The 14,265-nt window shown below is 32.9% G+C and carries 14 protein-coding genes; 10 read left to right on the plus strand and 4 right to left on the minus strand.

Annotated features, from left to right (window positions below; genetic code table 11):
- Window positions 1-157: 157 nt before the first annotated feature.
- On the plus strand, window positions 158-1,228 hold the full coding sequence (locus BSF41_RS07775; protein ID WP_095928928.1) for a branched-chain amino acid aminotransferase: 1,071 nt from the start codon (window positions 158-160) through the stop codon (window positions 1,226-1,228).
- Window positions 1,229-1,410: 182 nt separating this feature from the next.
- Here the strand turns inward: BSF41_RS07775 and BSF41_RS07780 are convergent, their stop codons facing one another.
- A complete protein-coding gene (locus BSF41_RS07780; protein ID WP_057116704.1) occupies window positions 1,411-1,791 on the minus strand; it encodes a nucleoside triphosphate pyrophosphohydrolase family protein in 381 nt (126 codons plus the stop codon).
- 416 nt (window positions 1,792-2,207) lie between these two features.
- On the opposite strand from BSF41_RS07780, the gene BSF41_RS07790 reads away from it, so the two are divergent.
- From BSF41_RS07790 to BSF41_RS07805, 4 genes are all read left to right on the plus strand, one after another.
- Window positions 2,208-3,395, plus strand: a complete 1,188-nt coding sequence (locus BSF41_RS07790) for an SRPBCC family protein (RefSeq protein ID WP_095928930.1) — start codon at window positions 2,208-2,210, stop codon at window positions 3,393-3,395.
- Between the two features lie 79 nt (window positions 3,396-3,474).
- Complete coding sequence (locus BSF41_RS07795; protein WP_095928931.1) at window positions 3,475-4,017, plus strand: RNA polymerase sigma factor; 543 nt, start codon at window positions 3,475-3,477, stop codon at window positions 4,015-4,017.
- A 33-nt stretch (window positions 4,018-4,050) separates the two neighbouring features.
- Window positions 4,051-4,470 (plus strand): hypothetical protein, encoded by a 420-nt coding sequence (locus tag BSF41_RS07800; protein ID WP_095928932.1) that lies wholly within the window; start codon window positions 4,051-4,053, stop codon window positions 4,468-4,470.
- Window positions 4,471-4,501: 31 nt separating this feature from the next.
- Entirely contained in the window at window positions 4,502-4,960 is a 459-nt protein-coding gene (locus tag BSF41_RS07805) for a sensor of ECF-type sigma factor (protein ID WP_095928933.1), read from the plus strand.
- A 71-nt stretch (window positions 4,961-5,031) separates the two neighbouring features.
- On the opposite strand, the gene BSF41_RS07810 is transcribed toward BSF41_RS07805, so the two are convergent.
- The gene (locus BSF41_RS07810) at window positions 5,032-6,093 is read right to left on the minus strand and encodes an oxidoreductase (protein WP_095928934.1); all 1,062 of its coding nucleotides are present in this window, start codon (window positions 6,091-6,093) and stop codon (window positions 5,032-5,034) included.
- A 119-nt stretch (window positions 6,094-6,212) separates the two neighbouring features.
- On the opposite strand from BSF41_RS07810, the gene BSF41_RS07815 reads away from it, so the two are divergent.
- The 4 genes from BSF41_RS07815 to BSF41_RS07830 all read left to right on the plus strand — a co-directional run bounded on the left by BSF41_RS07815 (window position 6,213) and on the right by BSF41_RS07830 (window position 11,554).
- Window positions 6,213-6,653 (plus strand): hypothetical protein, encoded by a 441-nt coding sequence (locus BSF41_RS07815; RefSeq protein ID WP_095928935.1) that lies wholly within the window; start codon window positions 6,213-6,215, stop codon window positions 6,651-6,653.
- A gap of 110 nt (window positions 6,654-6,763) precedes the next feature.
- Window positions 6,764-8,092, plus strand: a complete 1,329-nt coding sequence (locus tag BSF41_RS07820) for a hypothetical protein (RefSeq protein ID WP_095928936.1) — start codon at window positions 6,764-6,766, stop codon at window positions 8,090-8,092.
- Window positions 8,093-8,224: 132 nt separating this feature from the next.
- Window positions 8,225-10,204, plus strand: coding sequence for a KUP/HAK/KT family potassium transporter (locus BSF41_RS07825; protein ID WP_095928937.1), 1,980 nt, complete (start codon window positions 8,225-8,227; stop codon window positions 10,202-10,204).
- Between the two features lie 135 nt (window positions 10,205-10,339).
- Window positions 10,340-11,554, plus strand: coding sequence for an RsmB/NOP family class I SAM-dependent RNA methyltransferase (locus tag BSF41_RS07830; protein ID WP_095928938.1), 1,215 nt, complete (start codon window positions 10,340-10,342; stop codon window positions 11,552-11,554).
- Window positions 11,555-11,797: 243 nt separating this feature from the next.
- On the opposite strand, the gene BSF41_RS07835 is transcribed toward BSF41_RS07830, so the two are convergent.
- A complete protein-coding gene (locus tag BSF41_RS07835) occupies window positions 11,798-12,841 on the minus strand; it encodes an AMP-binding protein (protein ID WP_095928939.1) in 1,044 nt (347 codons plus the stop codon).
- 4 nt (window positions 12,842-12,845) lie between these two features.
- On the minus strand, window positions 12,846-13,778 hold the full coding sequence (locus tag BSF41_RS07840) for a CPBP family intramembrane glutamic endopeptidase (protein WP_095928940.1): 933 nt from the start codon (window positions 13,776-13,778) through the stop codon (window positions 12,846-12,848).
- 116 nt (window positions 13,779-13,894) lie between these two features.
- Between BSF41_RS07840 and arsC the strand changes: the two genes are divergently transcribed.
- Entirely contained in the window at window positions 13,895-14,239 is a 345-nt protein-coding gene (gene arsC / locus BSF41_RS07845) for an arsenate reductase (glutaredoxin) (RefSeq protein ID WP_095928941.1), read from the plus strand.
- Window positions 14,240-14,265 lie beyond the last annotated feature (26 nt).

A 14,265-nucleotide genomic window follows, 5' to 3' on the forward strand; every position in this document is an offset into this window, starting at 1 on the left:
ATAAATAAATCTCAGTCAAAACCAGCAAATAATGAATTTTCGCCAAGTATTTTACAGATTTTTACGTAATTTTGCATTCAATAAATTCTATTTTACATGATATCATCACTTTAGATTTCTGACAGTGAAGAATATCTCACAAAAAACTTACATAACTATGAGTACAACTCAAACAAGCAAAATTGAAATCATTAAAGCTACTTCTACAAAAATAAACGAAGTAGATTTTGACAACTTAAGTTTTGGTGCTGTATTTACAGACCATTTATTCGAATGCGATTTTAAAGACGGACAATGGCAAAATCCTGTCATTAAGCCTTATGCGCCAATTTTAATGGATCCATCTTCAAAAGTCTTCCATTATGGACAAGCAATTTTCGAAGGAATGAAAGCTTATAAAGATGACAATAATGATGTTTGGTTGTTTAGACCAGATGAAAACTTTAACCGTTTTAATAAATCTGCTGTAAGAATGGCAATGCCAGAAGTTCCTGAAGCTATTTTTATGGATGGTTTAAATGAATTATTGAAATTAGACAAAGACTGGATTCAAAGAGGAAACGGAGCTAGTATGTACATTCGTCCGTTTATGATTGCTACAGGTCCTGGAGTTATCGCAAATCCTTCTGACGAATATAAATTTATGATTTTACTTTCTCCTGCAAAAGCATATTATGGAGGTGAAGTAAAAGTGATCATTGCTGAACATTTCAGTAGAGCTGCAAATGGTGGTATTGGTGCTGCAAAAGCTGCCGGAAACTACGCTGCTCAATTTTACCCAACTAACTTGGCAAACAAAGACGGCTTCCAACAAGTTATTTGGACTGATGATGCAACACACACAAAATTAGAAGAAGCGGGAACAATGAACGTTTTCTTCAGAATCAACGATACTTTATTAACAGCTCCAACAAGCGAAAGAATTTTAGATGGTGTTACCAGAAAAAGTTTGATCGCAATGGCTGAAAAAGAAGGTCTAAAAGTTGACGTTCGTCCAGTAATTGTTTCAGAATTGGTTGAAGCGGCTAAAAACGGATCTCTAAAAGAAATCTTCGGAGCAGGAACTGCTGCAGTTATTAGCGTTATCAAAGGATTCTCTTATAAAGATGAGTATTATGAAATGGCTCCAATTGAGGATTCTTATGCTTCTTTATTAAAAGAAAAATTAACTAGTCTTCAAAACAAACTTTCTGAAGATACTTTTGGATGGACAGTTAAAGTTCAATAATCCCAAAACCATATAAATAAGAAACCCGATAAATTTAGTTTTATCGGGTTTTTTATTTTTCTTTATTTTTAAATTTTGTCTTAGAGATAAGACTAAACTCAAATAACGTAAAACTTTGCGAACTTTGCATTTGCATAAGAACTGCTGAAAAAAAACTTAGCGTTCTTTGCGTTTAATCCTCTTTACAACAATTTCGAAAAATCAGGTTTAAAATAATTTGGGCCTTTCATCACTTTTCCGTCTTCGCGATAAATTGGTTTTCCATCTTCACCTAATTTACTCATATTACTACGTTGGATTTCATCAAAAACGGCTTCAATTTTATCTTGAAGTCCGTGCTCGATAATTGTTCCGCACAAAATATACATCATATCTCCAAGTGCATCTGCAATTTCAACCAAATCATTATTTTGAACCGCCTCGTAATACTCTTCATTCTCTTCCTTCATTAAATTATAACGAAGTAGTTTTTTCTCTGCTCCTACATCGGCAATTGGAGTTGCGCTGTGGCCAATTTTAAAAGCAGTGTGAAATTCAGTTACGGCGTCAAGTTGTTTTTTCATATAGTCGTTTTCTTTTTTTTGCTAATTTAAGTCACTTTCTTATAAATCTGAAATTTATTGAAGGAAATGAAAAGGCAATTTAGCAGCAAATCGTTTACAAATCTTTAAATTTGCCAAAAAATTTTATAACTATGTTTAGTCAAGGTCAAATACAATTTGGAATATGTTTTTTTATCGTTTTTGTAATCATTATGATATTTGCTTATCGAAAAGATTTAAAATTACACAAAGTCTTTTATAAAGGAAATTACAAAGTACTCCTTGCCTTTCTTCTTTTCATTGTCCTTTTGTTCGTAATTAAAATCTTTTTGAAAAGATAAATTATTCTGGTCGCAATAAAATAAAACCTAATCATTATGGGTTATTAGTAAGACTCATGATAAATTTATAACTTTACCGAAACCAAACAGCCTACCATGAAAATTCTAAAGTATTTATTTCTTTTTGCACTTTTAAGCTTTGTTGCTCTTACTGTTTTTGTTGCTACTCAGAAAGGGGATTTTTCTGTAGAAAGAAGTAAAGTCATCAATTCTCCTCGTACAACGGTTTATAACTACCTAAACGACTTTAGAAATTACGAAGATTTTGAATCATGGTCGGTTGAAGATCCTTCTATAAAAATGACATACGCTAATAAAACTAGCGGAAATGGTGCGACATTTTATTGGGATGGTGCTGATGGAAAAGGAAATTCTATTATTCTTAAAACAAAAGATGGCGAAAGCATTGACCAAAAAATGCAATTTGACGGTACTGAAGCTGATGTAAACTGGACTTTAAAAGATACTTTGAACGGAAAAACAAAAGTTACCTGGAAAGGAAAAGGAACAATGAGCTTTCTGTTTAAAATTTATACCGCATTACATGGAGGTTCAGACAGAGTTATAGGAACTATCTACGAAAAAAGTTTGGCTAATATTGACAAAAATTTAGATTACGAAACGAAAACTTACGCCGTTACAGTAGACGGAGTAGTTAAGAAAACAGAAACACCTTATATAAAACAGACTTTTACTAGTGAGATTGCCAAAGTAAGCAAAAATGCTAGGATTGTAATTCCGAAGCTTATTCACTTTAGTGAAACAAATGGCTTAGCAGCAAGCGGAAAACCATTCATTATTTATCACACGTACGACACTAAAACAGGTTTGGCAAAGATTTCAATTTGTTTGCCTATTAATAAAGAAATTTCAACTAGTTCAGGAAGTGATATTTTAGCAGGGAAATTAAATGGTTTTGATGCTGTAAAAACAACTCTTAACGGAGATTACTCTCATAGAAACGAAGCAATTGCAAAAACAACGGCTTACATTAACAACCAAAAAATTATTCCAAATTTGAGCTGGTCTCATCTTGAAATCTTAACGTTGAGCAAATTGGACGTAAAAGCTTCTTCAAAATTGGTGACTGAAATTTATTTCCCAATAAAACCAAAAGTAGTTCCTGTTACCACTGAACCGACTTATACCCCAGAAAGCACTAGCGAAACTACAAGCGAGCCACATACAGAACAACCACGCACAGAGCCAGTAAAGCGTAAACCAGCGGCTCCTGCCCTTGCCCCAACACAAACACCGGCACAAGAAGAAGACTCAGAATTTTAAATAATTTTAAAGGCGCATTAAACCTTTTACATTAAATTCTGTCTAACTTCTATTAAAGAAAGTTTACAAAACAAAAAGTTTGATAGACGAGAAAGAATTTATAAAAGAATTATTAAGTCCCGAAACGCAAAATACTGCGTTTCAAAAACTCTTGTCCGATTATCAGAGACCTTTGTATTCTCATATTCGAAACATTGTTTTGAATCATGATGATGCCGACGATGTTTTACAGAACGCTTTTGTAAAAGTCTTTCAAAATCTTAAAAACTTTAAAGGAGAAAGTAAACTTTTTTCCTGGATGTATCGCATTGCTACCAATGAAGCTTTGACTTTTTTATCGCAAAAAGCAAAATTAAGCGGAATTTCATCTGAAGATCTGCAGAATAAAACGATTGATAATTTAAAAGCAGATCTTTATTTTGATGGAGATGAAATTCAAATCAAACTTCAAAAAGCAATTGTAACACTTCCAGAAAAACAGCAATTAGTTTTCAAAATGAAATATTTTGAGGAATTGAAGTATGAAGAAATCGCAGAAATCTTAGGAACATCTGTTGGAGCTTTAAAAGCTTCTTATCATCACGCAGTAAAAAAAATTGAATTATATGTTACATCAAATTAAACCTTTTGTAACAAAAACTATCTTATAAGTATCATGAAAACATTTAAATTAGAAAACGAACCCAAAATAAAATCTGGTTTTAAAACTCCAGACAATTATTTTGATCATTTTTCAGAGAAGGTTTTACAGCAATTAGACGAAAAAGAAGTTAAAGTAATTCCTTTTTACAAACACAACAAAACAATCTCTCTAGCGGCCGCTGCAGTAATTGGTTTTGCATTATTAATACCGATCGTAAATAATTATAAAGCCAGTTCAAACGAACTTGACGAAGCTACTTTAGAAACTTATTTATCTTATCACTCCAATATCAGCCAATACGATTTAATTCAAACCTTAGACGACAGTGATATAGAAAAATTAGGCAACGATGTCACTTTAGAAGACGAAACACTAGAAGACATTTTAGCTACAAGTCCGAACTTAGAACACTTAATTTCAGAACAAAATTAAATCAAACTTAACTCAACAACTTAGCTTAACAATGAAAATAAAAAACATTTTACCACTCCTGCTATTTCTGATAAGTTTTTCAATTTTTGCCCAAAGCGGAAAAATTGATGAAAAGCGAGAAAAAATTAAAGCTTTTAAAGTGTCATTTTTAACAACAGAATTGGAATTAACTTCAACTGAAGCAGAAAAATTCTGGCCTATTTATAATGCTTATGACGATAAGCAATATGAATTAAAGTATTTGAAAATGAAGACTTATCTGAGACAATTAAAAGATGATAATCTTAAAAATCTTTCAGATAAAGAAGCGGCAACGTTATTATCTCAAATCGAAAGTACTGATAAAGAAATATATCAGCTTCGTGAAAAATACATGAGCAGTCTGAAAAAAGTACTTCCTGCAAAGAAGATACTTTTACTTAAAAAATCAGAAGACGATTTTAATCGAAAACTATTGCAGCAATATCGAGATAAAGGCAATAAAGACTAGACTTAAAGAAACAACAGCGATAAGAACCCTATATAATAATACTTACTTTATTATTTAGGGTTCTTATTTTTTTATTTAAAATTCAATCGAACTACTTTATTATGTCCTGCTGCGATAGCAGTATTTCTATTCACAAAACGAATGGTGAAGAATTTGGTGTCTGTAGAAAGCTGCATCCAGTTTTCTCCTCCATTTTGAGAATATTGTATTCCTTCTGAACCTACACAAACAATTTCTCTTCCATTGCCTCCTGGAACATATTGTATACATGACGCATAACCAAATCCCATATTCTGGCCAATTAATTGCCAAGTCTTCCCGCCATCTTTTGTAAAAGCCTTATTATTGGCTTTATTATTAGGAAGATCATAATCTCCTCCTGCAATAAAACCTTGCTTAGAATCGTAGAAATCGGCAGTAAAAATTCCTGTCATTTGTTTCCCTTGCACGATTGGAGTTTCTACAACTTTCCACGTTTTTGCTTTATCTGGAGAATAAAAAACACGCGCTTTTTTTCCGCCCGATACCAACCATGTATCGTTTCCTTTTATAACAATATTGGTATTACTCGCTGCAAAAGCAGCTTCTCCAGTGCTATTTGTTGGTAATTTATCAGACAATAATTTTGTCCAAGTTTCTCCGCCGTCGCGAGTAACTATAATAGAGAAAGTATCCTCTGTCGGGTCACCAATTGCAATTCCTTCCTTATCGTTCCAAAACTGCATGCTATCATAAAATACTTTCGGATTAATTTCTTTATAAACCAATTTAACTTTGCGGTCTTTTTTTGAAACGGAATAAAGAAGTGCTGGATTTGCCACACTCAACAAAAAAATATCTTTTGATGTTTGCGCTATACTTCTAAATTCTAATTTAAGTGTATCACGGTAAATATGTTCTTCAAATTTCTCGTTTTTATCCAAATCATAATAACCAAAACGAGAATTATCTGCCCCGTACCAAACTTTATTTTTATCAATAAGAATTGCTCTAATACTAATTCTGTCTTTAAACAATGTATCTATTGTCATTGATGTAAAGCCATTATTATAAACAATATCAGTTTTATAATTAAATGTCCTAAAAGACATCAGCAAAATAAAAATAACACAAAATAAAGCGAGTTTTTTCATAGGAAATTTAAAATTTGGTTAACGCTAAAATACGATTATTTATAAAATTTCAAAATCATTCTATATTCTTTTCTGGCATGGTAATTGTTTTCTTACAAAATACATTTAACAAGTAAAATATGAAAAATATATTATTTATAGGGATTTTTATACTACTAGTAAATTCCACTTACGCCCAAAAAGTAAATGTTTACGCTAAAAACTCTTATGTAGAAAACAATTTAGACTTAAATGCTGTTTCTATGATATTTTCTCAATCTGTAGACGCGGCAGATTTTGAAACAAGATTAAATTATCCTGATGAACGAATCTCAAACTTAGATTTAAATAATGATGGAAAGGTTGATTATTTAAGAGTTACAGAAAAAATTCAAAACAATATTAAAATCATCATCATTCAATCGGAAATAAAACCAAACATATTCGAAGATGTGGCAACCATTAATATTATCATGACTTCTAAAAATACAGGCTACAGTAACGATCCTGGTATTCGACCAAAAGATATTATTATTCCATTTGTATTTACAGTTTTAGACGTATTTCTCCATAGACGATAACAAAAAAAAGATACTGATAACCAAGAAACTAAACTCATAATTATCTTGAATAAATTTTATGGCACAGTAATTGGATATCTCAGAATATTAATCTTCAATATGATTTTATCATGAAAGCGAAATTACTTTTACTAGCCCTATTTGCATTAGGAATTAGTTCTTGCCAAGCCCAAGCTGGAGCTACTGTTTATGCAAAAAACTCAGATATAAGCGATAACTTAGATTTAAGAGCTGTTGCTTCGATGTTTGGAGAATCAGCTAACCTTCAAGATTTTGAAAGACGTTTAAATGATCCTAAATATCAAATATCAAACTTAGACCTTAATGGTGATAACGAAGTAGATTATCTTCGCGTTATTGAGAGTGTAGAAAACAGAACACACGTTGTTATTATCCAAGCCGTTTTAGATCGTGATGTTTACCAAGACATTGCAACTATCGATGTGGAGAGAGACAATTACAACAAAGTAAGTGTTCAGATTGTAGGAAACACTTATTTATACGGAGCAAATTATATTTATGAGCCCGTTTATAGTGTGGTTCCTGTTATTTACACTTCGTTTTGGGTAACAAATTACAGACCTTATTATTCAACTTGGTACTGGGGCTATTATCCAACGTATTACACAGCGTGGACACCTTACCCTGTTTACAGATACAGAAACAACGTAAATGTATGCATCAATGTACACAATACATACAATTATGTAAATGTGAGAAGAAGCTATAGAGCTTCTGCTATTTACGAAACAAGACGTACTTATGGTTACGAAAGAATGCGTCCGAATTATAGTTTTGCGGAAAGACATGCTAACACAACAAATCGATACGAATTAGATCAAAGACGTGTTGTAAGCAGAGAAACTAACAGAAATACGTACAATACAAACAGAAATAACAGTGGCAGAACAACATCTAACAATGGAGTTTCTAACAGAACATATGCTGATAACAGAAGCAGTACAAATAGACCTTCTGTCGACAGAAGCAATAATGGCAATGGAAACAGCAACAGAGGCTACAATTCTACAGGCAGAAGCACTGAAAATGTAAATACTCAAAGAAGCGCAACTCGTGATTATTCTAATAGTACGAATAATACTCCAAGAGCTGAAAGCACTCCGAGAGCACAAAATTCTCAGAGAGTAGATTATGGTAGCAATAATTCTTCTAGCACATCAAGAGGTAACTCAAGCCGTGAAACATCTGCTCCAAGAGCTGAAAGAAGTACTAGAAGCTACTCAGAGAATCAATCTAGCAGTTCAAATAGAGATTATTCAGCTAGACCACAGCAAAGTCAGCGTTCAGAATCTCCAAGAATGAGCCAAGAAGCTTCTAGACCAAGTCAAGAATCTCCAAAAATGAGCCAAGAATCTAGAGGCGGACAAAGCCAAAGAGAAAGCAGCTCGAATTCTAGAGGAAACGGAAGACGAGGTTAATTTTCCAAATAAATAATATTCAAAAACAGAAGCACAATTTTACGATTGTGCTTTTTTTTATCTTTTTAATTTTAAATGCCTCTAATTTGTTTTAAAACAGTAAATTTGCAACCGTCTTTTTATAAAATTAACATGAGCGCATCGCATAAAAACTTACATAGTAAGTTGTCTATTGGGGGTTTATTAATTACTTTAGGGATTATTTATGGAGATATTGGAACATCTCCATTGTATGTAATGAAGGCTATATTAGGCGATCACACGATAAATGCTGATATTGTTTTAGGCGGTATCTCTTGTGTGTTCTGGACCTTAACATTACAAACTACAATTAAATATGTACTTATTACTTTAAGTGCTGACAACCACGGTGAAGGAGGAATTTTTGCCCTATATGCATTAGTCAAAAAAACAAAAATTCAATGGCTCATAGTACCCGCCATTATTGGAGGTAGCGCCCTGCTCGCTGACGGAATTATAACTCCGCCTATTTCGATTTCATCTGCTGTAGAAGGAATTAGAGCTTTCTACCCGACGATGGAAACACAAACCATTGTGTATATCGTAATTACAATTTTATTCGTTTTATTCACTATTCAGCAGTTCGGAACTAAATTGGTAGGTAAATTCTTTGCCCCAATGATGTTAATCTGGTTTGCAATGCTGGGTACTTTAGGAACAATTCAGGTTCTGAATTATCCAGAGGTAATTAAAGCGATCAATCCTTACTACGCTTATCATTTATTATCGATACACCCTGATGGTTTCTTCGTTCTTGGTTTTGTATTCTTATGTACAACTGGAGCCGAGGCTTTGTATTCTGACATGGGACACTGCGGAAGAAAAAACATCAGAATTAGCTGGATGTTTGTAAAAACGACTTTAGTTTTAAACTATTTCGGACAAGCAGCTTATTTGATTCACCATGAAGGAAGTACATTACAGCAATTAGGAGGCGAAAACGGAAATCCGTTTTACTTAATTATGCCACATTGGTTTTTACCATTCGGAATTGTAGTTGCAACTCTTGCAGCCGTAATTGCATCTCAGGCACTTATCTCTGGCTCGTTTACTTTAATCAATGAAGCAATGCGTCTGAACTTCTGGCCAAAAGTAAAAATCAAATATCCTACAGAGGTAAAAGGACAATTATATATTCCGTCAATCAACTGGTTATTGTTTTTTGGCTGTGTCGGAATCGTTTTACATTTTGAGAAATCTGGAAACATGGAGCATGCTTATGGTCTTGCGATTATTTTGTGTATGATCATGACAACGATTCTCTTAAACTACTACTTAATCATGAAACGCGTAAAACTGTACTTCATGGTACCGTTGATCACAATTTATTTATTGATTGAGTTCAGTTTCCTTTTCGCTAATATTACCAAATTTGCAGAAGGTGGTTATGTAACTTTAATCATTGCAAGTATGCTGATTTCTGTTATGACAATCTGGTACTTGGCTAAGAAAATCAACAAAAACTATACAAAAGTCGTTAAGGTTGATGATTACAAACAAGTTTTGGTAGAGTTAAGCCAAGATTTATCTATTCCAAAATATGCTACGCATTTGGTTTATATGACAAACGCAAATCGTGTAGATGAACTAGAGGAAAAAATCATTTATTCTATTCTTCAAAAGCGCCCGAAAAGAGCCGATATTTATTGGTTTGTTCATGTGAATATCTTGACTGAACCATATAAAACGCAATATAAAGTAACAGAGATTGCTAAAGACGATATCTACAGAATTGACTTTAATTTAGGTTTTAGAGAGCCTACCAAGATAAATTTGATGTTTAGAGAAGTTATCAAAGATATGGTAAAACGTGGTGAAGTTGATATTACGAGCCGTTATGAATCTTTGAATAAAAACAATATTATTGGGGACTTTAAATTTGTATTGTCTGAGAAATTCTTATCAAATGACAACGATTTAAGATGGCATGAAAACATTATCATGAATTCTTATTTCTTCATCAAAAAACTGAGTTTGTCTGAAGAAAGAGCTTTCGGTCTGGACAGCAGCTCTGTTAAGATAGAGAAATTCCCAATGGTGCTTCATGCTCCAGAAAATATTGGATTAACGCGTATTATTTCGAAAGAATAAAAAGCTTAACAATAATTTCAAAAACACTCTAATTTAGAGTGTTTTTTTCATTTAGTGAAAGTCTGAAGTAAGATTCAGTATTAAAAATTTAACTTTCAATCAATTAATAGTACCTTTGCAACTCAAATTATAGAAATGAGATTACACAGAAATTTAGTTTATACTACCATTGACTCTTTAAATGCAATTTTCAACGAAGGAGAATATGCTGATAAAGTGGTAGCAAGAGCATTAAAAAAAGACAAACGTTGGGGAAGTTCTGACAGGAAGTTTGTTGCTGAAACCATATACGAAATTGTTCGCTGGAAACGATTATACGCTGAAATTGCCGAAGTAAAAGAACCTTACGACAGAGATAATCTATGGAGAATGTTTGCCGTTTGGGCTGTTTTACGCGGCTATCCAATTCCAGATTGGAGACAATTAGAAGGAACTCCTGAAAGAAAAATAAAAGGCCGTTTTGACGAATTATCTAAGACTAGAGCTATCAAAGAATCTATTCCGGATTGGATGGATGAATTGGGCGTAAAAGAACTTGGAGAAAAAGCTTGGGCAAAAGAAATTGCAGCGCAAAATCAGCCGGCAAAAGTTATTCTTAGAACCAATACTTTAAAAGGCACTAAAGAAAACCTTCGAAATACTTTAATGGATTTAAATATTGAAACAGAATATTTAAAAGACCAGCCAGAAGCTCTTGTTTTAAAAGAAAGAGCCAATGTATTTTTGACAGATGCCTTTAAACAAGGACTTTTTGAAGTTCAGGATGCCAACTCTCAATTAGTTGCAGGATTTTTGGATGTAAAACCAGGAATGCGTGTAGTTGACACTTGTGCTGGTGCTGGAGGAAAAACTTTGCACATGGCTTCTTTAATGGAAAATAAAGGGCAATTGATCGCAATGGACTTGTACGAAAGCAAATTGAAACAATTGAAATTAAGAGCAAAAAGAAATGGCGCTTTTAATATCGAATACCGCATTATTGACAGCACAAAAGTGATCAAAAAATTACACGAAAAAGCAGATCGTGTTTTAATTGACGCACCTTGTAGCGGATTAGGAGTTTTGAAAAGAAACCCAGATTCTAAATGGAAATTACAACCTGAGTTTATTGATAATATCCGTAAGGTTCAGAGTGAAGTTTTAGAAAGCTATTCTAAAATTGTAAAACCAGGCGGAAAATTGGTTTATGCAACTTGTTCTGTTCTTCCATCAGAAAATCAAGAGCAAGTAGAGAAGTTCTTAAAAACAGAAATCGGACAACAATTTACTTTTATTGAAGATCGTAAAATGCTGGCTTCAGAATCTGGTTTTGATGGATTTTATATGGCACTTTTGGAAAGAAAAAAATAAATTCCAAATTCCGATTTATTTCGGAATACTCAATATTAAAATTCCAAATTCCAATCTTAAAACTTGGAATTTGGAATTTTTTATTTTTTCTAATCCCATATAACTTTGTCATTTCGACGTAAGGAGAAATCTTCGCAAGTAGCTCCGCTCCAATAAGCAAATCTTTGTGGAGTTTCTAGCGAAGATTTCTCCTTACGTCGAAATGACAAAATTGCGAAACCTTGGAATTTAAAAGATTAGTATTTAATCTTGTAAAGTAGGTTTTCGCAACAACTTACCATTTTCGTTTTCTTTAAATTTTGAAACAAAAACTATCTCTTTTGGTTTTTCATATTTACCTAAAACATCAAAAAAATCAGGTTCAAACTCTTGTTTTTCTCCTTCGATAACCAAAACTAATTTTTCTCCTAAAGTGGTATCTGGAAGTCCAGTAACAAAAAATCTGCTGTTTATTTTTCCAATCAATTTCGCTTCAATCTGTTCTGGAATCAACTTTACTCCTCCACTATTGATTACATTATCTATTCGTCCTAAAAATTTAAACTGCTGTTCATTCAACAATTCAACCAAATCATTAGTCACAATTGGTTCATCTGATATTGTAGCCACATTGATAACCAAACATTGGCGATCATCTTGAGAAATTTTTACATTTGGAAGAATCGAAAAAACAGAATCGCCTAAACGTTTCGCAGCAATATGCGTAATGGTTTCAGTCATTCCGTATGTTTCATAGATTTCCGTTTTAAGTGGCAACAATTTCTCCTCTAAAGCCGAATCTAATTTAGCACCTCCAATAATCAACTTACGAACTTTAGACAATCCAGCAATAGAATTTTGAACTTGAAGCGGAACCATTGCTACAAAATCATAAGTCGTTGTATTTAATTCCAGCGGATGAAGACTTGGTGAGACAACATCTAATTCTAAACCTAAAATTAAACTTCTTACCAGCATCATTTTTCCAGCAATAAACTGCGTTGGAAGGCACAACAACGCTTTATCTCCTGGTTTTAAATCAAAGAAATCTCCAGTTGCAAGCGCTGACTGTATCATGGCTTGTTTTTTCAGCCTAACTAATTTTGGCAGGCCTGTTGTACCAGAAGTAGTCATTTCGATATAATCCTTTTTATCAAACCAATCCAAAAAGAACTCCCCTATTGATTGTTCGTAGGCATCTCCTTCTTTGATAAAACTATAAGCGATACGGCACAGATCTTTCGCATTTAAATGATATCCATTTAATTTGAAATAATTGTGAACGTTATTTTGAGTTAAGTTTTGCATATTCTTAAGCTTTTAATTCGACATGATTAATATTTCCCGTTAGCTTTTCTTTCCAATTTGTCCAACCGTATTTTTTACTAAAAATAAAAAGCAGAAGAGGATAAATAACCACAACTGGCAGAATAACATCGATTCCCGCCGAAGGTTCTGAAAGATCTTTAAATATAGAATTCGTTTGAAAAACAGTCCAATCTGATGTAACCAACAAAGCTCCCACAAGATTGTTTGCAGCATGGAATCCAAGCGCAAGCTCCATTCCTTCATCCATCAAAGTTATAACTCCTAAAAACAATCCTGTTCCTATGTAATAAATCATTATAATATTTCCCATTTTACCAACTTCTGGATTAGTCCAATGCATTGAACCGAATATAACAGAAGTCATTAGGAGCGGAAACCATCTGTTCTGCGCTAAATTGGCAAATCCTTGCATTAAATATCCTCTAAAAACATATTCTTCTGTAGTTGTCTGAATCGGAATTAAAATGCAACCTAAAATTACTAATACTAAAAAAGGAATCAATTTAAATTGCAACACAAATTGTTCCGGAGCTCTTAAATAGACAAACAAAAAACTAAGCAGTGAAAAAAATGTCCACACAAAAAAAGAAAACCAAATTCGATTCCAATCTACTCTAGATCTTGAAGTGGTGACTGACAATAAGGTTTGATGATGAATAAATTTTACAACAAAATAAATTCCTGCAAACGCAAAAACAAACGAAATCATGACCAGAAAAAGCGTCGTATTCGACTCGAACATGTTCATAACACCCTCGTTAGTTGTTGGAAAAGCGATGTGCTCGGTAAATGTTTTATAAAACACAGCTGCTGTAATTGGAAGTTGGCCAACAAAAGACGCTGAAATAATAAAGACAGATCCTAAAAGATATTTCCAAAATTTATTTTCAGGTTTAATCCCTTGCTCTAAAAACATAAATTTAAAATTTTAAAAAATGAGAATTCAAATTCGATAAGTTAATCTTACTTTTGATATTGCTAAAATACCCCTTTTTTATTGTAAGAATATTTGAAACGTTTAAATATAACAAAATGATACAAATTTACCATAATCCGAGATGCGGAAAATCAAGAAACTGTCTTGCTTTTATCGAAAAATCGAACCAAGATTTTGAAATCATTCCTTACTTAACCGAAACTCCAACTTTTGATCAGTTAAAAACACTATTAGTACAGTTAAATCTTGAACCAATTCAGCTTATCAGAACTAAAGAAAAAATCTGGATTGAAAATTTTAAAGGTAAGACTCTGAGCAACGACGATATTGTCAATGCAATGGTAGAAAACCCTATCTTAATTGAACGCCCGATTGTTGTAAAAGACGGAAAAGCCATCATTGGACGTGACCCAGAATTGGTCGCTTCTTTTTTAGATTGATTCTAAAATATCCTATTAACATTTTT

The organism is Flavobacterium sp. ACN2 (assembly GCF_002303885.1).
Lineage (GTDB): Bacteria > Bacteroidota > Bacteroidia > Flavobacteriales > Flavobacteriaceae > Flavobacterium.